Below are 20,348 nucleotides of genomic sequence, written 5' to 3' on the forward strand. Positions count from 1 at the left end.
GCCCCTGGCCGGTTCGGCGGCTGTCTCAGCCCTGGTCGCGGCGGCGCAGGAAGCGCTCGAACTCCTGGGCGATCGCGTCGCCGCTGGCCTCGGGGAGATCGGCGGTGTCCTTGGCCTCCTCGAGCTTGGCCACGTAGGCGGCGATCTCCGGGTCCTCCTCGGCCAGATCGTCCACCCCTCGCTCCCACGCCTCGGAGTCCTCGACCAGCGCGTCCATGGGCACCGTGATCCTCAGGAGGTCCTCGAGCCGGCGCAGCACGGCCAGCTGCGCCTTGGGGGAGGGAGACTGGGCCACGTAGTGCGGCACGGCGGCCCACAGGCTCAGCGCGGGGATCCCGGACATCGAGGCCAGGTGGCTGAGCACTCCGACCACGCCGGTGGGGCCGTCGTAGTCCGAGCCGGTGATCTCGAGCTCCTGCTGCAGCTCCTCGGTCTCCGAGGTGACGGTGATGGGGATCGGGCGGGTGTGCGGCACATCGGCCAGCAGCGCCCCCACCATCACCACGAAGTCCACCTCGAGCTGGGTCGCGTGCTCCAGGATCTCGGCGGCGAAGCTGGACCACCGGTACGACGGCTCCCAGCCGTGCAGCAGGATCAGATCCAGGTTGGTCCCGGGCACCGAGGCCCGCAGCATCCGCGTGGTCGGCCACACGATCCTGGACTCGCCGGTGGCGGAGCGGACGATGCGCGGACGCGAGTACTGGTAGTCGTAGTACTCATCGGGGCTGACCTCGAAGTCCTCGACCGCGCCGAAGGCCTCGGCCAGCAGCTTCACGGCATCCGTGGCCGCATCGCCGGCGTCGTTCCAGCCTTCGAAGGCACCGATCAGCACCCGCACGCGCTCGCCCGATCCGGCCTCCTGCACGATGCCGAACGGGCCCGCCTCGGGCTGGGGGAAGGTCTCGTCGAATCCGCTCACGCGACTCACTGTACGCGCGGGGCCTGCGGTCCGCCCGGCTGGGGAGCCCGCTGCTCGCCGTGAGCGCACACAATCACTTCACAGGCGCGGTACCGGTCCGGGGCAGGGCGAGCCGATAGGATCCCAGCATGCTTCCGACGAGTCCCGATCCAGCGACAGAGACCGCTTCCGCCGCCGCGGCCTCCGCGCGCCCCCACGCCGTCCTGTGGGACATGGACGGAACTCTCGTGGACACCGAGCCGCACTGGTTCGCCGCCGAGGCCGACCTCATGGGCTCCCACGGCCTCGTCTGGACGGATGAGGACTCCCTGAGCGTGGTCGGCGGAGACCTCGAGGAGACCGGGCGGATCATGGTCCGCGCCGGGATCCCGCTGAGCGTGCGCGAGGTCGTCGACGCCCTGTGCGAGCGCGTGGCCGCAGGCGTGCGCCGCGAGCTCGAGCTGCGCCCCGGGGCCCTCGAGCTGCTCGTGGCCCTTCGGCGCGAGGGCATTCCCACAGCGCTGGTGACCAACTCCGAGTCCCCGGTGGCCGATGTGGTCGTGGAGAAGCTCGGCGCGATCGCCGCCTCCGGCGAGGACCCCGCCACCAGCTGGGACGGCCCGCTGTTCGATCTGATCGTCACGGGCAACATCGGTCTGCCGGTCAAGCCGGATCCGGCCCCCTACGTCTTCGCCGCCCGTCGGCTCTCCGCCCTGGTCTCCGAGCGCCAGGAGAACCCCGAAGAGCTGAGCATCCGCCGGATGGTCACCATCGAGGACTCGCTGACCGGCATCCGCTCTGCCATCGGCTCCGGGGCCTTCGTCCTGGGGGTGTCCAACCTGATCGACATCTCGGATGTGGGTCTGGACCGGGAGGTCGGCTCCCTGAGCGAGGTCACCCCGGCAGCGCTCGGAACCTGGGTCGACGAGCGCGAGCGGCGCCGCCCGTGACGAGGGCGCCTTCCGGCAGCGCAGCGCCGGCGTCCCAGCCGCGGCGGCGGAGGGGCCCGCGCGGGTCCGTGCCCCTGGGGCGCATCGCCGGGATGCCGCTGCATCTGCAGTCCTCCTGGCTGATCATCAGCTTCCTGGTCGTGCTCCTCTACGGCCCCGTTCTGCGCCGGTCGATGCCCGAGCTCGGCCTCGGCGCCTACGCGGTGGCCCTCGGTTTCTGCCTTCTGCTCGGAGTCTCCGTGCTGCTGCATGAGCTGGCCCATGCCGGTGCCGCCCGGGCCTTCGGCTGGCCCGTGGATCGGATCGTGCTCTCGATCGCCGGCGGGCACACGGCCTTCGGGCGCACGAATCCGCGCTGGTGGGCGTCCACGGTCGTGTCGGTCGTGGGTCCGATCGTGAACCTGCTGATCGCGGCGGTCGGATTCGCGCTGCTGCCCGGGCTGGGGGAGGCCGCGCAGGTCGACGGCGCCATGGTTGCCCGCATCGGCTGGTCAGTGCTGTCGCTGACCTCGACCGCCAACCTCCTGGTGGGCTTGTTCAACCTCGTCCCGGGCCTTCCGCTGGACGGCGGCAGGGTGGTCGAGGGCCTGGTGTGGGGACTGACCGGCAGCGAGCGGATGGGCACCGTGGCCGCGGCCTGGACGGGTCGGCTGTGCGCCGTGGCGATCGTGACCGCAGTGCTGCTGCTGGGGATGTGGCAGCGTCCCCTGAGCCTGATCGTGGCGGGTCTGCTCGTGTGGATGCTGGTCTCCGGCGCCGCGGATGGCCTGCGGCGCTCGAAGGCCTCGGCGGCCATGGAGGGCCGCACCGCCCTGGGCCTGAGCCAGCCGGCGGTCGGCATCCCCGCCGGGCAGAGCCTGCGCGCCGTCGAGCAGACCGCAGCCCAGCTCGAGCCCGGCACCTCGGTCGTCGGGATGGAGGACGGTATCCCCGTGGGCGTGCTCGACGGCGGCCGGCTCAGCGCCGTGCCGTCCCACGAGCGCGCGGCCTCCCCGCTGAGCCGCGCCCTGCTGCCGATCCGCCCGTCGGCGATCCTGCCCGAGGAGCTCTCCGGCCACGACCTGCTCGAGGCTGCGGTGCGCTGCGCCAGCCCGGTGATGGTCGTCGTCGATGCCGAGGGCACCGTGATCGGCACCCTGTCGGCGGCGCGTCTGAATGCCGAGCTCGAGCGATCCGGGCTGATCCGCCCGGACGGCTCGGCACGCTGAGCACGAGGCACCCGGCTGACGCCAGGCAAGCGACGCAGCCGCACCCCCTCTTCCAGGATCCTGAGAACTGCCGACGCCCGTCGGTCCCGAGCCTGAGACCTGTGGGCGCCGGTCGCGGTCGGCCGGTCGAGCGCGGTGATGCGACAATGTCCGTCGCCGAAGCCCCGAAGGGCCTCGGCCCCGAATCCTCGAAGCCGCCACCGGCGCACCCGTCCCGTGCTCGTGCAGCGAGCTCTCCCGCCAGCGAAAGGCAGTCCATGACCGAGGCCAGCACCCCCACCAGCTCCCCGCAGACCTCCGGCGAGCGCGCGCACGGCCCCTCCGGGGCGATCAACCGCCGCGGGCCCATGCGCGAGGGCGAGCGCATCCAGATCATGGACGACCGGGGCAAGCTGACCACGATCACGCTCACGGCCGGGCAGGAGTACCAGACCCACAAGGGCGTCCTGCCGCACGATCTGCTGATCGGGCAGCCCGAGGGCACCGTGGTCGAGAACTCCGTGGGCATCGCCTACCAGGCCCTTCGCCCGCTGATGAAGGACTTCGTGCTGTCCATGCCGCGCGGTGCCGCGGTGGTCTACCCCAAGGACGCCGGGCAGATCGTCACGATGGGCGACATCTTCCCGGGCGCCCGCGTGGTCGAGGCCGGCGTGGGCTCGGGAGCCCTGTCGATCGCGCTGCTGCGTGCGATCGGCGACGAGGGCAGCCTGCACTCCTTCGAGCGCCGCGAGGAGTTCGCGGAGGTCGCCCAGGGCAACATCGAGACGTTCTTCGGCGGAGCCCACCCCGCCTGGCGGCTGAGCATCGGTGATCTGGCCGAGGAGCTCGGCCGGCGCGAGGAGCCCGGCAGCGTGGACCGCGTGGTGCTCGACATGCTGGCGCCGTGGGAGTGCCTGGATGCCGTCGCGGGGGTGCTCGTCCCCGGCGGCGTGGTGATCTGCTATGTGGCCACGGTGACGCAGCTGTCGCGGGTGGCCGAGGCCATGCGCGCCGACGGGCGCTACACCGAGCCCGACGCGCACGAGACCATGGTCCGCGGCTGGCACGTGGAGGGCCTGGCCGTGCGCCCGGACCACCGCATGGTCGCCCACACCGGGTTCCTGATCACCGGCCGTCGCCTGGCCGACGGCGCCCGCCGGCTGGCGCCCAAGCGGCGTGCGTCGAAGTCCGAGTACACCCAGGAGGACCTGCAGGCCTGGACCCCGCTGACACTGGGGGAGCGCGAGGTCACGGACAAGAAGGCCCGCCGCGCCAGTCGCGACGCCCGCCACCTGGCCGATCGCGCCGCGCAGGCGGATGCCCTGGCGCGTCAGGATCCGCGGGAGCAGACTCCGCAGGACTGAGCTCCGGCCGCCTGCGCCGCCAGTGTCGGCACAGGCGGCATTCAGCCCCGACCGATAGCCTGTCCGCCGACCACCGGTCCGTCCTGGGAAGCCGCCTCGCTTCCGGGATGACCCCACCGAGATGCCGCCCCTGGTCGCGGCCTGGAGGAACACGTGCGCAAGCCCCTGCTCGTCACCGGAACCGCGATGTCCGCAGCCCTGCTCCTGGTGGGCTGCTCGGGAGGCGGAGGACTGCGCTCCGTCGAGATGACGGATGAGGACCGCGCCGCCGGTGAGGCCCCCTCGATCGACTACGAGACCCCCATCAAGGTCGAGGGCAACGAGACCAAGGTCCTGGACGAGGGCGACGGCGAGGACATCGACCCCGGTGACACCCTGATGGTCCAGATGTCGATCTACAGCGGCGGCGACAAGTCGGAGCTGGGGGAGTCCTACTCCCAGCGCGCCGGTCAGGTCCTCACCTTCGACGATGACCTCAAGGAGCGGGTCCCGGAGCTCTACGAGGCCATGGAGGGCATGAAGGTCGGCGGCGTCGTGGCCTACTCCTCGGACGCCACGGCCGGGCAGAGCGGCACCGAGGGCGATGACTCCACCGCAGTGGAGGTCTACGAGATCATCGACGAGGTGCCCAGCGGCATCGACGGCGAGATGAAGGAGTCTCCCGACGGGCTGCCGGCGGTCACTGAGGGCGAGGACGGAGCCCCGCAGATCGCCGAGCCCGAGGGCAAGGCCCCGTCCGAAGTCACCTCCGAGTACCTCATCGAGGGCGACGGCGAGGAGATCGGCGAGGGCGACACCGTCGTGGCCGACTATGTCGGCGTGCGCTGGGAGGACGGAGAGGTCTTCGACTCCTCCTACGAGTCCGGCTCCCCGGCGGCTCTTCCGCTGGACACCATGATCCCGGGCTGGGCCGAGGCCCTCGAGGGCAAGAAGGTCGGCTCGCGGGTCATCATGTCGATCCCCGCCGAGAAGGCCTACGGCACCGCTGAAGAGCTCGGCGAGGACTCCGAGTACCCGGCCGGCGACCTCGTGTTCGTGGTCGACCTGCTGGCCTCCTACGACACCCCCGAGCCGGAGCCCCTGCCAGATCCCACCGCCTCCGTGGTCAACGAGGGCGACGGCGCGGAGGTCGAGGACGGCGACACCCTGCTGGTGCGCACCTCGCCGGTCGAGGGCGGCGAGCCGCAGCAGGAGCAGGACCAGGTCATGCGCATCGACGACGACCTGGCAGAGAGCGATCAGTTCCTCCACGACCAGCTCGCCGACGCCAGGGTCGGGACCTCCGTGGACATCACCTCCAGCGCCGACGACGGCACCGGGCAGGTCCAGGAGACCACCGTGCGCTACACCGTCCAGGAGATCCTGCCGGACTCGCCCGAGGGCGAGATGGCCGCCAGCACCGACGGTCTGCCGCAGGTCTCGGAGGGCGAGAGCGGCACCCCGCAGATCGAGAAGCCGTCGGGCGAGGCGCCGGATGACGTCGTCACCCAGACGCTGATCGCAGGCGACGGCGCCGAGGTCAAGGCCGAGGACACCGTGGCGGTGGACTACGTCGGCGTGCGCTGGGAGGACGGCGAGGTCTTCGACTCCTCCTACGAGCGAGGCGTCCCCACCGCGTTCCCGCTCTCGGCCGTGATCCCGGGCTGGTCGGAGGGTCTGGAGGGCCAGAAGGTCGGCTCGCGCGTGCTGATCTCGATCCCCGCCGACAAGGCCTACGGCACCCAGGAGGAGGTCGATGCCGACGGCAGCGGCAGCCCCGCCGGCGACCTGCTGTTCGTCGTGGACATCCTCGGCGCCACCGAATCCGCCGAGCAGCCGGAGGCGCCGGCGACCGGCGACGCGACGGACGGTGCGGAGGATTCCGCGACCGCCGACGACCAGGCGTCCGCCGAGGGCTGATCCGCAGGGCGCTGATGGTCAGGGGCGGCTATCCTGGTCGCACAGTCCGCGTCGCATCGGTCCAGGCCGTGCGACCGTCGATCTCCCACCCCAGAGATCCCCCATCCGAACCCCCAGGAGGAAACCGTGTCCTTCGGACAGCGAAATCTCGACCGCTCCAAGCCCGAGGTGGACTTCCCCGAGGGCGATGCCCCCACCGAGCTCGTGTCGATCGACCTGGTCGAGGGCAAGGGCGCTGTGGCGGAGCCCGGCAAGCAGGTCTCCTGCCACTACGTCGGCGTGGCCCACTCGACCGGCGAGGAGTTCGACGCCTCGTGGAACCGCGGCCAGCCGCTGGACTTCACGGTCGGCATCGGCCAGGTCATCGAGGGATGGGACCAGGGTCTGCTGGGCATGCGCGTGGGCGGACGCCGTCGTCTCGAGATCCCGTCGTCCATGGCCTACGGGGAGCGCGGCGCAGGCGGCGCCATCGGCCCGAACGAGGCCCTGATCTTCGTCGTCGACCTCGTCGACGTGCGCTGACGCAGCAGTGCCTGCCGACCAGCGCCGACGCGCTACGGAGCGTCGGCTGAATCTGATGCTCGCGCTGCTGTACCGCGAACGGGGCTACACCCGCGCGGAGCTGCGCGGGGTCGTGCCCGACTACCAGGAGGCCACGACCGACAGCGGCTTCGAGCGAATGTTCGAACGCGACAAGCAGGAGCTGCGCGCCCTGGGCTTCCCGATCGAGGAGGTCCCGGAGTCGCTGCTCTTCGAGGACGACGCCACCTTCCGCTACCGGATCCCGCGCGGCTCCTTCACGCTGCCTCCGCTGCGATTCACCGCAGAGGAGACGGCTGTGCTCGGCCTGGCCGCCAACGCCTGGACCGAGGCGTCGCTGGGCACCGTGGCCAGGCGCGCCCTGCGCAAGCTCGAGCCCGTGCTGGAGGCCTCGGCCGTCCAGGACGAGCCCTCGCCCATGATCCAGCCCACCGTCACGGTCCAGGAACCGGCCTTCGCTCCGCTCATGGAGGCCGTGCTGCGTCACCGGCAGGTGCGCTTCGACTATCTGGCGGCCTCGACCGATGAGCAGACGCATCGTCGGCTCGAGCCGTGGGGCGTCGGCTCCCGGTTCGGCTCGTGGTACGTGACGGGCTGGGACCTGGATCGCCAGGCCGAGCGCACGTTCAGGCTCTCGCGCATCGTCTCCGAGGTCCGAGCCACCGCCCAGACCTTCGAGCCCCCGGCCGGGTTCTCCATGAACGACCGCCTGGATGCGCTCGAGGCCGCACCGGCACTGGGATCAGTCGCCGTCGACGTGGCCCCGGGCCGAGGCCAGATGCTGCGACGCATGGCCTCTGCCGAGTCGCTGGGCGCCGGGACCGATGGCCGAGACCGCTTGCTGGTGCCCGTCACCGAGCCGGAGCGCGTGGCCGATGAGGTCGCCGCCGTGGGCCCGGACGCCTTCATGCCGTCGCCGGAGCTCGCGGACCTGCCGGAGGCCGACCCGCTGGACGCCGAGCTCGGCGCCGCAGATCCGCTGGAGGCCCTGCTGCAGCCGGGCCAGCCCGAGCCGCGGCTGCAGACCCGCGTGCGCGCCAGCGTGCTGCGCCGCCTGCGCGGGGCGGCTCAGTTCCAGCAGCGCCTGCGAGGAGCCGAGGTCGACTGGAACCGCCCCTCGCGGCGCTCCCGGCGCACCTCCACGTCGTCGTCGGAGCACCTGGCGCGGCTGCTCGAGATCGTGCGCTACGTCTACGGGCACCAGGGCGTGGACATCAGCGAGGTCGCCGAGCACGTCGAGGTCGACGTCGACCAGGTGGTCGAGGACCTTGGCCTGCTCTTCGTGTGCGGACGTCCCGGGCACACCCCGGATCAGCTCATCGAGGCCTCCTGGGACGGCGGGCCGGTCAACGTCTCGAACGCCGAGGAGATCTCGGACCCGGTGCGCCTGACCCAGCCCGAGGCCGCCGCGCTGATGATCGGGCTGCAGACGCTGCGCTCCCTGCCCGGCGAGCAGACCCCGGCCATCGACTCCGCGCTGCGCAAGGTCGCGGAGGCGGCGGGGGAGCCGGCCACGGTCGTGGACGCCGTCGGAGCACGTGCTGACACCGCCCTGGCCGCGGCCTCCCTGGAGGCGGCCGGCCACGACGAGCCCGAGCCGCTGCCGGAGATCACTGCGTGGTCGGCCGCCCAGGACCCGATCGACTCGCTCGTGGATCTGGTCCGCGGGGCGATCGACGACCGACGCCGTGTGCGGATCCAGTACATCGTGGCCTCGCGCGACGAAGTCACGGAGCGGGAGATCGACCCCCTGCACCTGACCTCGTCCAACACCTACTGGTACGTGATCGCGTGGTGCACCAAGGCGCAGGCGCTGCGCGAGTTCCGCCTGGACCGCGTGCGCTCGGCCCTGGTGGTCGGCGATGCCGAGGTCCACGAGGACCCCGCCTCACGTCCGCGGTTGCGCCCCCGGGACCCAGCGCTGTCCGCCGAGACGGAGATCGCCCTGGTCACCGACCGCCGCAGCCGCTGGATCGCCGATCAGTACCGGGCCACGCGCACCGCGGTCGTCGAGCTGCCGCCGCTGGAGGGGGTGGCCGCGGAGGAGGCTGCCGTCGAGGAGGCCCCCGCCGCTCGAGGGCGAGGCGGGCGCCCGCCTGTCGAGTTCGAGGCCGCGCAGATCTCCTTCACCACGGCGGAGCAGGCCTTCTCGCTGGTCACCCGCTACGGCGGGCAGCTCGGCGCGCTGGCCCCGCCGCCGGTCGTCCAGGCCGGGCAACAGTGGGTGAACACCGCCATGGCCCCCTATCTGGATACGGCCGATGATCAGGAACCGGAACTAGGGTGAGCGTCATGTCCTGGTGGATGTGGCTCCTGCTGTGGACCGGGCTCGTGCTCGTCGCGGCAGTGTTCCTGGCGGCACTGCTGTGGTTCGCCTGGCGGCGGCTTCTGGCCGCACTGGGCGAGCTCGACAGGCTGGGGGCCGTGATCGAGCGGGTGGGGTCGCAGCATCCCTCCGGGTCCGCCGGGCGGACCCGGAGCCTGGCGGTGCGGGGCGCGTCGGACGTGTTCACGCCGGTGCGCGAGGCCAGGCTGAAGTATCGTGAAGACAGTCACAGACGACGCTCCGAGCGCGTCGAGCGCCGCATCGCGCGGCGGGCGCTGAGAGCTCAGCCGCAGAGGGTCCAGGACCTGCACGCGGCACGAGGAAAGGAACTCCCGAATGGGTAAGCTCTTCGACAACCCGATGTTCATCGTCCTGATCCTGCTGGTCATCGTCCTGCTCTTCGGGGCTCCCAAGCTGCCCGGAATGGCCCGCAGCCTCGGCCAGTCCATGCGCATCTTCAAGTCCGAGGTCAAGGAGATGAAGGACGACGGCAAGGACTCCAAGGGGGAGAACGAGTCCACGATCGTCGACGGCGAGACCGTGCGCGAGTCCGGGACCAGTACGAGCACGGGCACGAACGGCTCCACGGCGGCGGACAGCGCCTCGAACTCGGACGGCACCGTCCGATGACCCCGGGGCTCACCGCCCCGTCAGCTGACCTCCGGGCCGAAGTCCCTGCGGACTCCGGCCCGGTTCGCCTGCCGCGGCGAGTCCGTCGCCGCGGTCCCCAGGGAGATCGACGATGACCGAGATGCAGCCGGAGAAGCCCGCCGGGAGGCTGTCAGCAGCGGATCGGCGCGAGCAGCGCCGCGTGCGCAGCCGCCGCCGCAACCCCCAGGCGCAGATGGCGCTCACCGAGCACCTGCGCGAGCTGCGCAACCGCCTGATCAAGTCCGCCATCGGCCTCGTGATCGGCATGGTCCTGGGCTTCGTGGTCTACAACCCGTTCATGGCTTACATCACCGAGCCGCTCACGGCGGTGGCGGAGGCCCAGGGCCAGGAAGCCGCCGTCAACTACAACTCGGTCGGCGGCCCGTTCAACCAGATGGTCCAGGTCGCCCTGACGCTCGGCGTGATCATCTCCAGCCCGGTCTGGCTGTACCAGATCTGGGCGTTCATCATGCCGGCGCTGCAGAAGAAGGAGAAGCGCTACGCCTACGGCTTCGTGCTGGCAGCCGTTCCGCTGTTCCTGATCGGCTGCGCGGTGGCCGTGCTGGTGCTGCCCACCGCAGTCATCGCGCTGACGTCGTTCACGCCCACCGGCGGCACCAACCTGATCGGCGCCGACGTCTACGTCACGTTCTTCATGCAGCTGATCCTGACCTTCGGCATCTCGTTCGTGCTGCCGGTGCTGCTCGTGGGCCTGAACATGCTCGGGCTGCTCAAGGGCCGGACCATCCTGCGCTCATGGCGCTGGGTCGTGATCATCGTGCTGATCATCTCGGCCATGGCGGCGCCAGGGCCGGACATGATGACCATGTTCTACCTGGCCGTGCCGCTGCTGCTGCTGTTCTTCCTGGCGGTGGCGCTGTGCCTGCTGCTCGACCGCCGCAAGGCCAAGCGGGCGGCGACCCGGGAGGCCGAGACGGGTCTCGGCGCAGACAGCGCGACGTCTGCTGAGGACCTCAGCGCCATGGGGCGCACCGACGAGAAGAGCTGACCCGATCCGATCGGTCTGCCTCAGGGCCGCGTGCCTGCCGGCGGCCGCAGCACCCGACAGCCCCGCACCCGCTCCGGCGGGCGCGGGGCTGTCGTCGTCGGGTCGTAGGGTGGGGGCATGTCCAGTCCAGCCGAGCGATACATGGCAGCCAAGGCCCGCACCTCCGAGGCCAGGACCTACCGCAGCCGCTTCGCGGCCAGCCTGGACTTCGAGCTCGACGACTTCCAGATCGAGGGCTGCCGTGCGCTCGAGGAGGGCCGCGGCGTCCTGGTCGCAGCACCCACCGGCGCCGGCAAGACCGTCGTGGGGGAGTTCGCCGTCGACCTGGCGCTGCATCGCGGGCAGAAGGCGTTCTACACCACGCCCATCAAGGCGCTGAGCAACCAGAAGCACTCGGACTTCGTGCGCCGCTTCGGTGCCGAGCGCGTGGGGCTGCTCACCGGCGACACCTCGATCAACTCCGAGGCGGACGTGGTGGTGATGACCACCGAGGTCCTGCGCAACATGCTCTACGCGGACTCGCCCACCCTGAGCAACCTCGGCTTCGTGGTCATGGACGAGGTCCACTACCTGGCCGATCGCTTCCGCGGCGCCGTGTGGGAGGAGGTCATCATCCACCTGCCGCCGCACGTGCAGATGGCCTGCCTGTCCGCCACGGTCTCCAATGCGGAGGAGTTCGGCGATTGGCTGGGCACCGTGCGCGGGGAGACGGACGTGGTGGTCTCCGAGCACCGTCCGGTGCCGCTGTGGCAGCACATGCAGGTCGGCACCGAGCTGATGGACCTGTTCGTCACGGACACGGTCGAGCAGGCCGCCGAGAAGGCCGAACGGCTCGAGCGAGCGCGAGAGGCCGGGCTCGAGGCCCGGATCGAGCCACCGGCGGTGAACCCCGAGCTGCTGCATCTGGCCCGCTCCCAGGCCTCCGGACGGCGCGGTCCGGGCGGGCGGTCCCGAGAGCGCATGCGCCAGAAGAACGGCCGAGGACGCGGCGGGCACGGACGAGACGACCGCGGACGCGGCTCCGGGCGCGACGACCGCGGCGGCTCCATCCCGCGCATCAGCCGCCCCCACCTTCTCCGACAGCTGCAGAGCGAGGGCCTGCTGCCGGCGATCACGTTCATCTTCTCCCGAGCCGGGTGCGACGACGCCGTGACCCAGTGCCTGGCCGCCGACCTGCAGCTGACTACCGAGGCCGAGCGGCGCACCATCCGCGCTGTGACCGCGGAGGCGGCCGCCTCGCTCAACGACGCCGATCTGGACGTTCTCGGCTTCCGGCAGTGGCGGGACGGCCTGCTGCACGGCGTGGCGGCCCACCACGCGGGGCTGCTGCCGCTGTTCAAGGAGGTCGTGGAGGAGCTGTTCACCCAGGGGCTGATCAAAGCCGTGTTCGCCACCGAGACCCTGGCGCTGGGCATCAACATGCCGGCGCGCTCCGTGGTGCTCGAGCGCCTGGACAAGTTCAACGGCGAGGCCCGCGTGGACATCACGCCGGGGGAGTACACCCAGCTCACCGGACGCGCGGGGCGCCGAGGGATCGACGTGGAGGGCCACGCGGTCGTGCTGTGGCGGCCCGGCTCGGACCCCCAGGCCGTGGCCGGGCTGGCCTCCAAGCGCACGTACCCGCTGAACTCGAGCTTCCGGCCGACCTACAACATGTCGGTCAACCTGATCGCACAGTTCGGCGCCCAGCGCACCCGCGGGATCCTGGAGTCGTCGTTCGCCCAGTTCCAGGCCGATCGCTCGGTCGTGGGCATCGCCCGGGAAGTGCGCCGCAATCAGGAGGCGCTGGCCGGCTACGAGGAGTCCATGACCTGCCACCTGGGCGACTTCACGGAGTACGCGGCGCTGCGCAGGGAGCTCAAGGACACCGAGAAGTCGGCCGAGAAGGCCCGCTCGCACGCCCGGCGCACTGAGGCCGCGGCATCGCTGCAGGACCTGCTGCCCGGCGATGTGGTGGACATCCCCACTGGCCGCAACCGGGGCTTCGCCGTGGTGGTCTCCCCGGATCCGCACTCGCCGCAGCCGCGGCCGTCGATCGTCACCCACGACGCCCACCTGCGACGCCTGGGCGCTCAGGATCTCGAGGGTCCGCTCGAGCCGATCTCGCGCATCCGTCTGCCCAAGCGGATCGCGGTCTCCTCGCTGAAGGAGCGCAAGGTCATCTCCGGGGCCATGCGCTCCGCGCTGCAGGAGGGCGTGCCTCCGCGGACGGGAGGCCGCAGCGATCAGCCGCGCTTCGCCCGCGGCGGCTCGGGCTCGGAGGCGCGCATCACGGAGCTGCGCCGGCGCCTGCGCGAGCACCCCTGCCACGGCTGCAGCGATCGCGAGCAGCACGCCCGCTGGGCCGAGCGCTGGGAGCGGCTGCGCCGCGAGACCGACCGCCTCATGCGCCAGCTCGACGGACGCACGAACGCGGTGGCCGCCCGCTTCGACCGCATCACCTCGGTGCTGCACGAGCTCGACTACCTCGAGCGCCGTGACGACGAGCTGCGGCTGACCCCGGCCGGGCAGAGCCTGCGGCGGATCTACGGCGATCGCGATCTCCTGCTGGCCATGGGGCTGCGCGACGGCATCCTGCACGGGCTGGACCCGGCGTCCATCGCCGCTGTGGCCACGGTCTTCACGTACCAGGCCAAGCGCCAGGACGCCGGTGCGCGGCCGCGACTGCCCTCCGCCAAGATCGAGCAGGCCGTCGCCACCGCGGTGACGCACTGGACCCGGCTGACCGATCTGGAGGAGCAGCACCGCGTCGATCAGACGGCCGAGCCCGAGCTCGGCATGGTCGGACCCATGCACCGCTGGGCCCGCGGCGGCTCCCTGCGCGCCACGCTCGAGGACACCGAGCTGGCGGCCGGCGACTTCGTGCGCTGGACCAAGCAGGTGATCGACCTTCTCGATCAGGTGGCCTCGATCCGCGGCCTCGACGCCCAGACACGCACCGGCTGCCAGCGCGCCGTCGACCTGATCAGACGCGGCGTGGTCGTCCAATCCGTCCTCGAGGACCCTGAGCCCTGAGCCGCACCGAGCACCGACCGGCTCCCGCACCCGATCTGCAGGAGCGCTGACCGGCTCGCAGCAGTGACCGGCACGGAGCACTGAGCCGTCCGCCGGGCGTGCCGAGTCCCCTTTCCACTTCCCGAACCTCCCGAAGGAGCACCATGTCCCAGCAGTCCACCGCGCGAAGCCCCCTCGAGGGTCCTGTCCTCTACCGCCGAGGCTCCGTCTACACGACGGTGGATCCGGGAGCCTCGGCGCTGATCGCCGAGGGGGATCAGGTGGTCTGGGCCGGATCGGAGCAGGCCGCTGACTCGCTGCTGGACGAGCGGATGCAGGTCGTCGAGCTGGACGGCCGGCTGATCACCCCGGCCTTCGTCGACAGCTCCGCGGATCTGAGCCGCAGCGCGCACCCGAGCGCAGCGGCGGCGCTCGGGCTCGGAGCCGTGGTGCACACCGGCGGTCTGCAGGATGCCGAGGCGCTGCAGAACTGGGTCGAGGCGGCGCAGCAGGGCCGTGCCGCGCGCGTCCTGCTGTGGCCGAGCCTCGATCCGCAGGATGACGTCGCCTCGGTCGTCGAGCAGATCCGTGAGCGCTTCAGCGCGGCGCTGGTCGGCCTCCGGCTGCCGGTGGCGGACGCTGACGCCCAGGCCGTGGCGTCGTTCTGCACGGCCGTGTCGCAGGAGTCTCTGGCCCCGGCGCTGGCCGTCAGCCGCGCCGACGAGCTGGCGATCGCGCTGGAGGGCCTCGAGCTCGTGGCGAGCAGCGCGGGGGAGCGCACCGCCCACGCCATGGGCGTGCGCGTGGACCTCGTGGGTGCGGTGGAGCTGACCCAGCGCGACCTCGAGCGCCTCGCCGCCGCCTCCGTCACGCTGTGCCTGGATCCCTCGGTCGAGGCGCCGGTGGCCGAGCTCTACCGGCAGGGCATCCCGGTGGTCTGGGGCACGGGCGCCGCTCTGCTCGACGGCTGGGAGGCCGTGCGAGCCCTGCTGCACCACCCCGATCCGCAGCAGCGCATCTCCGCGAGGGCCGCCTTCGTGGCCGCGACCCGCGGCGCCTGGCGAGCTCTGGGCGGAGGACATCCAATGGCCGGGCAGCTGGCCTCCGGAACACCGGCCACCTACGCCGTGTGGGAGGTCGAGGCGCTGATGGTCCAGCAGGCCGAGGGCACCGGCGCCTCCTGGAGCACCGACCCCCGGGCCCGCACCCCGCTGCTGCCGGCGCTCGAGGACGAGGCGAGCCCGCGCTGCACGCAGACCGTCGTGGACGGACGCATCCTCCCGCTGAGCTGAGGCATTCCGACGCCACGTCACCTACCCTGGGAAGACGCTCGGTGATCCTGTGCCGGGCCTGTCGATTCCGGGGCCCTGCGCCTGGTCGTGGCAGAGTCGGAGCACAGCGGCCTGATCAACGGCTGCGTCGGGACCTGTCGTCGCATTCGAGGGTTCTGGCGCGTCCGCGACTAGACTGACCGTCTTGCACCGGCTCGTCGCCTCCCGGCCCGGCACTGCACCCAGCAGGGCTCGAGGAGGCGCACCATTCCCGGTCGGTGCGGGGGCCTCCCGCAGGATCGGCCCTCGATGTCCTGCTCGGTGCACTTCGGCGAAAGGATGCGCGCAGCGTGCGTTCCCTCATCATCATCCCCACCTACAACGAGCGCGAGTCGCTGCCGACCGTCATGGATCGACTGCGTCGCGCCGTCCCGCAGGGCGATGTCCTCGTCGTGGACGACAACAGCCCCGACGGCACGGGCGAGATGGCGGATCGCATGGCCGAGGCCGATGCGCAGATCCACGTCCTGCACCGCACCGAGAAGAACGGCCTGGGCCAGGCGTACATCGCCGGGTTCCGCTGGGGGCTGGAGCAGGGCTACGAGATCCTCGTGGAGATGGACGCGGACTGCTCCCACCAGCCAGAGGAGCTGCCCAAGCTGCTGCAGGCCGTCGAGAACGGCGCCGACCTGGCGATCGGCTCGCGCTACGTGCCGGGCGGCTCGACGGTGAACTGGCCGTGGATCCGCAAGTTCATCTCCCGCGGGGGCGGGATCTACGCCCGCTTCTTCCTGGGATCGAACATTCGGGACATCACGGCCGGCTTCCGCGCCTTCCGCGCCGATACCCTGCGAGCCATCGACTTCACCTCGGTGACCTCGCGCGGCTACTGCTTCCAGATCGACCTGGGCTGGCGCACCGAGCTCGCCGGCCTGCAGGTCGTCGAGGTTCCCATCACCTTCGTGGAGCGCGTCGAGGGCGATTCCAAGATGAGCGCCGACATCACTCGCGAGGCCATCGTCAACGTGGCCAAGTGGGGCGTCACCGCTCGCGCCAAGGTGCTGCGGGACAAGGCCCAGGGTCTGCTCGGACGCTGAAGCCCCCGCGCGGGAGGCTCAGTAGCCGCCGCGCCCATGACGAAGGCCGCCCCCGATTCGGGGGCGGCCTTCGTCATGGGCGCACTGATCGGTCCACGAGGGACCTGTCAGAGGCTGCGGCTCAGAGAGCGTGCAGCTCCCGGTAGTGCTCGAGGCGCTGCTGGAGGATCTCCTCGAGCTCCTCCGTGGTGCGCCGCTCCATGAGCATGTCCCAGTGGGTCCGCTGGTGCTTCTCGTTGGGGTTCTCCGGCTTCTCGCCGTCGACGATGATGGCCTCCTGGCCGGTCTTGGTGTACCAGACCTGCGGGACCTCCGCCTCCATGGCGAAGGTCACGAAGACCGACTCGCCGGACGGGGTGCGGTACTCCACGCGCTGACGCGAGGCGGGCTCGACGCCGGCCTCCGACTCCATGGACTGCGAACCGAGGCGCATGCCGCGAAGGCTGCGATCGCTCATCGGATGTTTCTCCTGTCGGTGGGGGGTGTCGGTGGGAAGACCTCTGCTGGAAGACACAGCACCGCGACGCTCGAGTCTATTCCCGAGACGTCGCGATGCCGATGCCTCCCACGCGCTCTCGGCGCGTCCTCTTCCGTGGTCTGCGGCCGCTGGGGTCAGCGCTGCGGGGGCTGGCCGTATCCGTCGTGCCCGCTCGGGCGGTAGGGATCGCGGCCGTGCTGCTGAGGGTGCTGCTGGCCCTGGTAGCCCTGCTGAGCCTGCGGGTGGGGCTGCTGGCCCTGCTGATCGAACGGCTGGTCCCGGTCCTGAGGGGCGGCCGCCTGGCGAGGGCGCTGGGCGCCGGCGCGGGTGTCTTCGCCGGGCAGCTTGGCGTTGAGGTCGACCGGGGCGTTCGGGTCGATGGTCTCGGGGCCGGGGACCTCGTAGTCATCGGGGTCGGTAAAGCGCTTGGAGGGGTTGAGGTCCTCGTCGGTGACCTTGACCAGGCCCTCGTCCTCCTTGGCGCGGCGACGAGCCTCGGCCTCCTGCTCGTCCTCCTCCTCCATTACCTCGCCCCAGTCCGGTCCGGCGTCGGGACGGCCCAGGAACTCGCCCACGCCGCGCAGGGCATCGCCGAGCTCAGCGGGGATCATCCACACCTTGTTCGCGGAGCCCTCGGCGACCTTGGGCAGGGTCTGGATGTACTGATACGCCAGCAGCTTCTGCGTGGGCTTGGCGCGGTGGATCGAGTCGAAGACCTTCTGGATCGCCTGGGCCTCGCCGTCGGCGCGCAGGATCGCGGCCTTGGCATCGCCCTCTGCGGAGAGCACGGAGGCCTGGCGCTGACCTTCGGCCGTGAGGATCTGGGACTGCTTCTCGCCCTCGGCAGTGAGGATGGCCGCGCGACGGTCGCGCTCGGCGCGCATCTGCTTCTCCATCGAGTCCTGGATGGAGGCCGGGGGAGTGATCTCCTTGATGTCCACGCGCGAGACCCGCAGGCCCCAGCGGCCGGTCGTGGAGTCGAGCACGCCGCGCAGCTCCGCATTGATCTTGTCGCGGGAGGTCAGCGTCTCCTCGAGGTTCAGACCGCCGACCACGTTGCGCAGCGTCGCGGAGGTGAGCTCGTCGACCGCATGGATGTAGTTGGTGATCTCGTAGGTGGCCGAGCGGGGGTCCGTCACCTGGAAGTAGACGACGGTGTCGATGCCGACCACGAGGTTGTCCTCGGTGATCACCGACTGCGCCGGGAAGGACACGACCTGCTCGCGCAGATCGATCATGGGCAGCAGCCGGTCGATGAACGGGACCAGGATGTGCAGGCCGGGGGACAGGGTGGACTGGTACTTGCCCAGTCGCTCGACGATGCCTGCGCGGGCCTGCGGAATGATCCGCACCGCCTTCAGCAGGATCACCACAGCGACCACGACAAGGATGACCAGCAGGATGATCGTGGCGATCATGGAGCTCTCCTCGTGACGTCGGTGTTCGGGGGGGGGCGTTCGGATCAGGGGCGATCGACGGGCCGGCCGCGGCGGCTCAGGCCCGGTGCACCGCGGGATCGATGGCGGGGGCGCTGCGTTCGACCCAAACGGTCGCGCCGTCGACGCGATGCACGTAGGCGGTCTCGCCCACCGGGATCTCCGGACCCGAGGTCCGGGCGGTCCAGACATCTCCGTGGAGGCGGACCAGGCCGGTGGCCGAGGTGACGGGCTCCAGGACGGTGCACTCGGAGCCGGGCAGACGGTCGGCGTTGGAGAGACCGTCGCGGCCCGGGCCTCGGTGCAGCCGGGCGAGGATGCGCGGGCGCACGAGGAAGAGCAGCAGCAGGGACACGGCGACGAAGACGAGCACCTGGACGACCACGCCTCCGCCCAGGGCAGAGGCACCGGCGGAGGCCAGGGCGCCGACTCCCAGCATCAGGAAGGTCAGGTCGAGGCTCAGGATCTCGATCACGATCAGCACGGCCGCGAGGATCAGCCACACGATCCATCCGCTGTCGGCGAGCATCTCGAGCATCGGGCGGCCTTCCGTCGTCGGTGATCCGGGTCTCCATCCTGCCAGAATTCGCATTCGAGAACAGGCAGGTCCATGCGTGTGTCGTCGATTCCCCGAGATCGCGTCGTCCAGCAGGGGAGTGGCGTCACCCTCTGTTCATCTGGCGTTCATCCGCTTATCATCTGGGGATACCGTTCGACGTCCGCACAGGAGCGACCATGAGACCCATCGCCTCGATCGCAGCTTCGGCTGTGGGTGCCGGCGTGACCGGCATGGCGGCGGGTCTGATCACGCTGTCGGCGGTGCAGTCCAACATGCCTGCACTCATGGCGCATCTGATGAAACCGGTGCCGGATCTGGCGGGCCGTCGGGTGCTGCTGTGCACGGGGGAGACGGATCACCGCACCCGCGGCACGGCTGCGGACGAGGCCCAGCAGTGGCGTCGGGCACTGGAAGCCGAGCACGACACCCCGGCGATCCTGGTGGACCTGCGCACGGACGCCCGCTGCTCGGCGCGCCGACGGGCGCAGGTGCGAGCGCTGGCGGAATCCGTCCCGGCGGATCACCAGCGGGAGTTCGTTCTCGGCGACTCGGTGCCTGCACAGGCACGATCCGTGCAGGCGCGCACCGGGGCCTCGTCGGCCGAAGCTCTCGGCTGAGGCCGGGCGCTCAGGAACCCTGCGAGTCCTCGTCGGAGTCCGACTGCTGCGGCTGATCGCCGATGATCTGCCCGAGAGGATCGACGCGCGGCGGGCGCAGGATGCTGCGGGAGACGTTGCGGTAGTCGTAGCGCCCGAGGAGCTGGGCTGCTTCCTCGTCCTCGAGGTCGTAGGCATGCGCGAGCATGCGGACGTTCTCCGTGTAGAAGGCGTGCAGCTTGTCCACGCCCTTCAGGAACTCGATTTCCTTGCTCATGGTCGGTGTGCGGCCTCTCCGGAAGATCTGCGGCTGGATCCGAGGCGCAAGCGCCGATCGGACCGTGACCACCGTAGTCCGAACGCCGCAGAAACTCCCGTCCCGGAGCATGGTTCGCCCGAAGACGGAGGCGTCCTGCGGGTGCGGTGCCGGGGATCCAGAGGGTCGCTCGATCCTGCACCTCGTTCGCCGATAATCTACATTATGTAAAGTTAGGCTGAGCGGAGGGCTCGACGCCGACCGGATGGCCCCTCCCTCGCAGGCGGTGGGCATTCACTCGAGGCGTGCCTCGGAGTGCTCGGCTTGTGCGCGGTGCGCCGACCTCGCTGCGGGCCGCCTCACGCCGGATCTCTCCGCGCGGTGCTCGACGCCGCCGGGCGGTCTCGGCTCCGCCCTGCAGTCTTGCCTCGATGATCTGTCTGCGCTGGCGCCTGTGTCGCTCCATGCTCCCGACTCGCCGCGCGTGCTCACCGCCAGCTGTGTCACCCCAGGCGGCAGACGGCATTCCGTGCGGGCTGCCGCACCGCAAAGGCCATGACGGCTTCGCATAACCCGCTCGGAAATATCCTCCGCATGGTGCGCGCTCTGTGCAAGGGAAATCGGATATTCCGCTGCCGCGGCGCATTGGCCGGCCCGTGAGGGCTCCTGGAAGATTTCACCTGGAGCTCGTCTTGGCTATTCTTCTGACGGTCGGGATATCCTTGTCGCTCCTGGTCTGACAGTCTTGCGGCACCGCATCTGCCGTCGCAGGATCTCGCCCGCGTCGATTCCGTGTCGTAGTAGACAAATAGAACGACACGAGATGGCGGAGGCCAT

General features: G+C 70.8%; 18 protein-coding genes. 13 read left to right on the plus strand and 5 right to left on the minus strand.

Annotation, left to right across the window (positions count from 1 at the left end; translation table 11 throughout):
* Positions 1 to 25: 25 nt before the first annotated feature.
* A complete protein-coding gene (locus tag FFS25_RS07315; protein ID WP_137802403.1) occupies positions 26 to 919 on the minus strand; it encodes a PAC2 family protein in 894 nt (297 codons plus the stop codon).
* A 128-nt stretch (positions 920 to 1,047) separates the two neighbouring features.
* On the opposite strand from FFS25_RS07315, the gene FFS25_RS07320 reads away from it, so the two are divergent.
* The 12 genes from FFS25_RS07320 to FFS25_RS07375 all read left to right on the plus strand — a co-directional run bounded on the left by FFS25_RS07320 (position 1,048) and on the right by FFS25_RS07375 (position 16,186).
* Positions 1,048 to 1,848, plus strand: coding sequence for an HAD family hydrolase (locus tag FFS25_RS07320; protein ID WP_137802404.1), 801 nt, complete (start codon positions 1,048 to 1,050; stop codon positions 1,846 to 1,848).
* Between the two features lie 68 nt (positions 1,849 to 1,916).
* Positions 1,917 to 3,056, plus strand: a complete 1,140-nt coding sequence (locus FFS25_RS07325; protein WP_006215718.1) for a site-2 protease family protein — start codon at positions 1,917 to 1,919, stop codon at positions 3,054 to 3,056.
* 257 nt (positions 3,057 to 3,313) lie between these two features.
* A complete protein-coding gene (locus FFS25_RS07330; RefSeq protein WP_137802405.1) occupies positions 3,314 to 4,399 on the plus strand; it encodes a tRNA (adenine-N1)-methyltransferase in 1,086 nt (361 codons plus the stop codon).
* Between the two features lie 153 nt (positions 4,400 to 4,552).
* Positions 4,553 to 6,298, plus strand: coding sequence for an FKBP-type peptidyl-prolyl cis-trans isomerase (locus FFS25_RS07335; RefSeq protein WP_137802406.1), 1,746 nt, complete (start codon positions 4,553 to 4,555; stop codon positions 6,296 to 6,298).
* A gap of 126 nt (positions 6,299 to 6,424) precedes the next feature.
* Positions 6,425 to 6,820, plus strand: coding sequence for an FKBP-type peptidyl-prolyl cis-trans isomerase (locus FFS25_RS07340; RefSeq protein ID WP_006215715.1), 396 nt, complete (start codon positions 6,425 to 6,427; stop codon positions 6,818 to 6,820).
* Positions 6,821 to 6,875: 55 nt separating this feature from the next.
* The gene (locus FFS25_RS07345; RefSeq protein WP_006215714.1) at positions 6,876 to 9,125 is read left to right on the plus strand and encodes a WYL domain-containing transcriptional regulator; all 2,250 of its coding nucleotides are present in this window, start codon (positions 6,876 to 6,878) and stop codon (positions 9,123 to 9,125) included.
* A complete protein-coding gene (locus tag FFS25_RS07350) occupies positions 9,122 to 9,508 on the plus strand; it encodes a hypothetical protein (protein WP_006215713.1) in 387 nt (128 codons plus the stop codon). The genes FFS25_RS07345 and FFS25_RS07350 overlap by 4 nt, the downstream gene beginning before the upstream one ends.
* On the plus strand, positions 9,501 to 9,794 hold the full coding sequence (gene tatA / locus FFS25_RS07355; protein WP_006215712.1) for a Sec-independent protein translocase subunit TatA: 294 nt from the start codon (positions 9,501 to 9,503) through the stop codon (positions 9,792 to 9,794). The genes FFS25_RS07350 and tatA overlap by 8 nt, the downstream gene beginning before the upstream one ends.
* Before the next feature lie 112 nt (positions 9,795 to 9,906).
* Positions 9,907 to 10,824 (plus strand): twin-arginine translocase subunit TatC, encoded by a 918-nt coding sequence (tatC, locus tag FFS25_RS07360; RefSeq protein WP_137802407.1) that lies wholly within the window; start codon positions 9,907 to 9,909, stop codon positions 10,822 to 10,824.
* 117 nt (positions 10,825 to 10,941) lie between these two features.
* Complete coding sequence (locus FFS25_RS07365) at positions 10,942 to 13,839, plus strand: DEAD/DEAH box helicase (protein WP_137802408.1); 2,898 nt, start codon at positions 10,942 to 10,944, stop codon at positions 13,837 to 13,839.
* A 143-nt stretch (positions 13,840 to 13,982) separates the two neighbouring features.
* Positions 13,983 to 15,110: an amidohydrolase family protein gene (locus FFS25_RS07370; protein WP_137802409.1), complete on the plus strand. Its 1,128-nt coding sequence runs from the start codon at positions 13,983 to 13,985 to the stop codon at positions 15,108 to 15,110.
* Positions 15,111 to 15,439: 329 nt separating this feature from the next.
* A complete protein-coding gene (locus tag FFS25_RS07375; protein WP_137802410.1) occupies positions 15,440 to 16,186 on the plus strand; it encodes a polyprenol monophosphomannose synthase in 747 nt (248 codons plus the stop codon).
* Between the two features lie 121 nt (positions 16,187 to 16,307).
* Here the strand turns inward: FFS25_RS07375 and FFS25_RS07380 are convergent, their stop codons facing one another.
* From FFS25_RS07380 to FFS25_RS07390, 3 genes are all read right to left on the minus strand, one after another.
* A complete protein-coding gene (locus FFS25_RS07380; RefSeq protein ID WP_024290413.1) occupies positions 16,308 to 16,643 on the minus strand; it encodes an RNA polymerase-binding protein RbpA in 336 nt (111 codons plus the stop codon).
* Positions 16,644 to 16,798: 155 nt separating this feature from the next.
* Positions 16,799 to 18,082, minus strand: coding sequence for an SPFH domain-containing protein (locus tag FFS25_RS07385; protein WP_137802411.1), 1,284 nt, complete (start codon positions 18,080 to 18,082; stop codon positions 16,799 to 16,801).
* A 76-nt stretch (positions 18,083 to 18,158) separates the two neighbouring features.
* On the minus strand, positions 18,159 to 18,638 hold the full coding sequence (locus tag FFS25_RS07390) for an NfeD family protein (RefSeq protein ID WP_053447408.1): 480 nt from the start codon (positions 18,636 to 18,638) through the stop codon (positions 18,159 to 18,161).
* A gap of 197 nt (positions 18,639 to 18,835) precedes the next feature.
* On the opposite strand from FFS25_RS07390, the gene FFS25_RS07395 reads away from it, so the two are divergent.
* A complete protein-coding gene (locus FFS25_RS07395) occupies positions 18,836 to 19,276 on the plus strand; it encodes a hypothetical protein (protein ID WP_137802413.1) in 441 nt (146 codons plus the stop codon).
* A gap of 10 nt (positions 19,277 to 19,286) precedes the next feature.
* On the opposite strand, the gene FFS25_RS07400 is transcribed toward FFS25_RS07395, so the two are convergent.
* Positions 19,287 to 19,532, minus strand: coding sequence for a hypothetical protein (locus FFS25_RS07400; protein ID WP_006215703.1), 246 nt, complete (start codon positions 19,530 to 19,532; stop codon positions 19,287 to 19,289).
* Positions 19,533 to 20,348 lie beyond the last annotated feature (816 nt).

This window comes from Kocuria sp. 2SI, from assembly GCF_005502825.1.
Classification (GTDB): Bacteria; Actinomycetota; Actinomycetes; order Actinomycetales; family Micrococcaceae; genus Kocuria; species Kocuria palustris.

Bases quoted from the DNA above. Each gene is read 5' to 3' on its own strand.
- FFS25_RS07320 (WP_137802404.1), top strand. From the start codon at position 1,048: ATGCTTCCGACGAGTCCCGATCCAGCGACAGAGACCGCTTCCGCCGCC.
- FFS25_RS07330 (WP_137802405.1), top strand. From the start codon at position 3,314: ATGACCGAGGCCAGCACCCCCACCAGCTCCCCGCAGACCTCCGGCGAG.
- FFS25_RS07345 (WP_006215714.1), top strand. From the start codon at position 6,876: ATGCTCGCGCTGCTGTACCGCGAACGGGGCTACACCCGCGCGGAGCTG.
- tatA (WP_006215712.1), top strand. From the start codon at position 9,501: ATGGGTAAGCTCTTCGACAACCCGATGTTCATCGTCCTGATCCTGCTG.
- tatC (WP_137802407.1), top strand. From the start codon at position 9,907: ATGACCGAGATGCAGCCGGAGAAGCCCGCCGGGAGGCTGTCAGCAGCG.
- FFS25_RS07365 (WP_137802408.1), top strand. From the start codon at position 10,942: ATGTCCAGTCCAGCCGAGCGATACATGGCAGCCAAGGCCCGCACCTCC.
- FFS25_RS07370 (WP_137802409.1), top strand. From the start codon at position 13,983: ATGTCCCAGCAGTCCACCGCGCGAAGCCCCCTCGAGGGTCCTGTCCTC.
- FFS25_RS07380 (WP_024290413.1), bottom strand. From the start codon at position 16,643: ATGAGCGATCGCAGCCTTCGCGGCATGCGCCTCGGTTCGCAGTCCATG.
- FFS25_RS07385 (WP_137802411.1), bottom strand. From the start codon at position 18,082: ATGATCGCCACGATCATCCTGCTGGTCATCCTTGTCGTGGTCGCTGTG.
- FFS25_RS07390 (WP_053447408.1), bottom strand. From the start codon at position 18,638: ATGCTCGAGATGCTCGCCGACAGCGGATGGATCGTGTGGCTGATCCTC.
- FFS25_RS07395 (WP_137802413.1), top strand. From the start codon at position 18,836: ATGAGACCCATCGCCTCGATCGCAGCTTCGGCTGTGGGTGCCGGCGTG.
- FFS25_RS07400 (WP_006215703.1), bottom strand. From the start codon at position 19,532: ATGAGCAAGGAAATCGAGTTCCTGAAGGGCGTGGACAAGCTGCACGCC.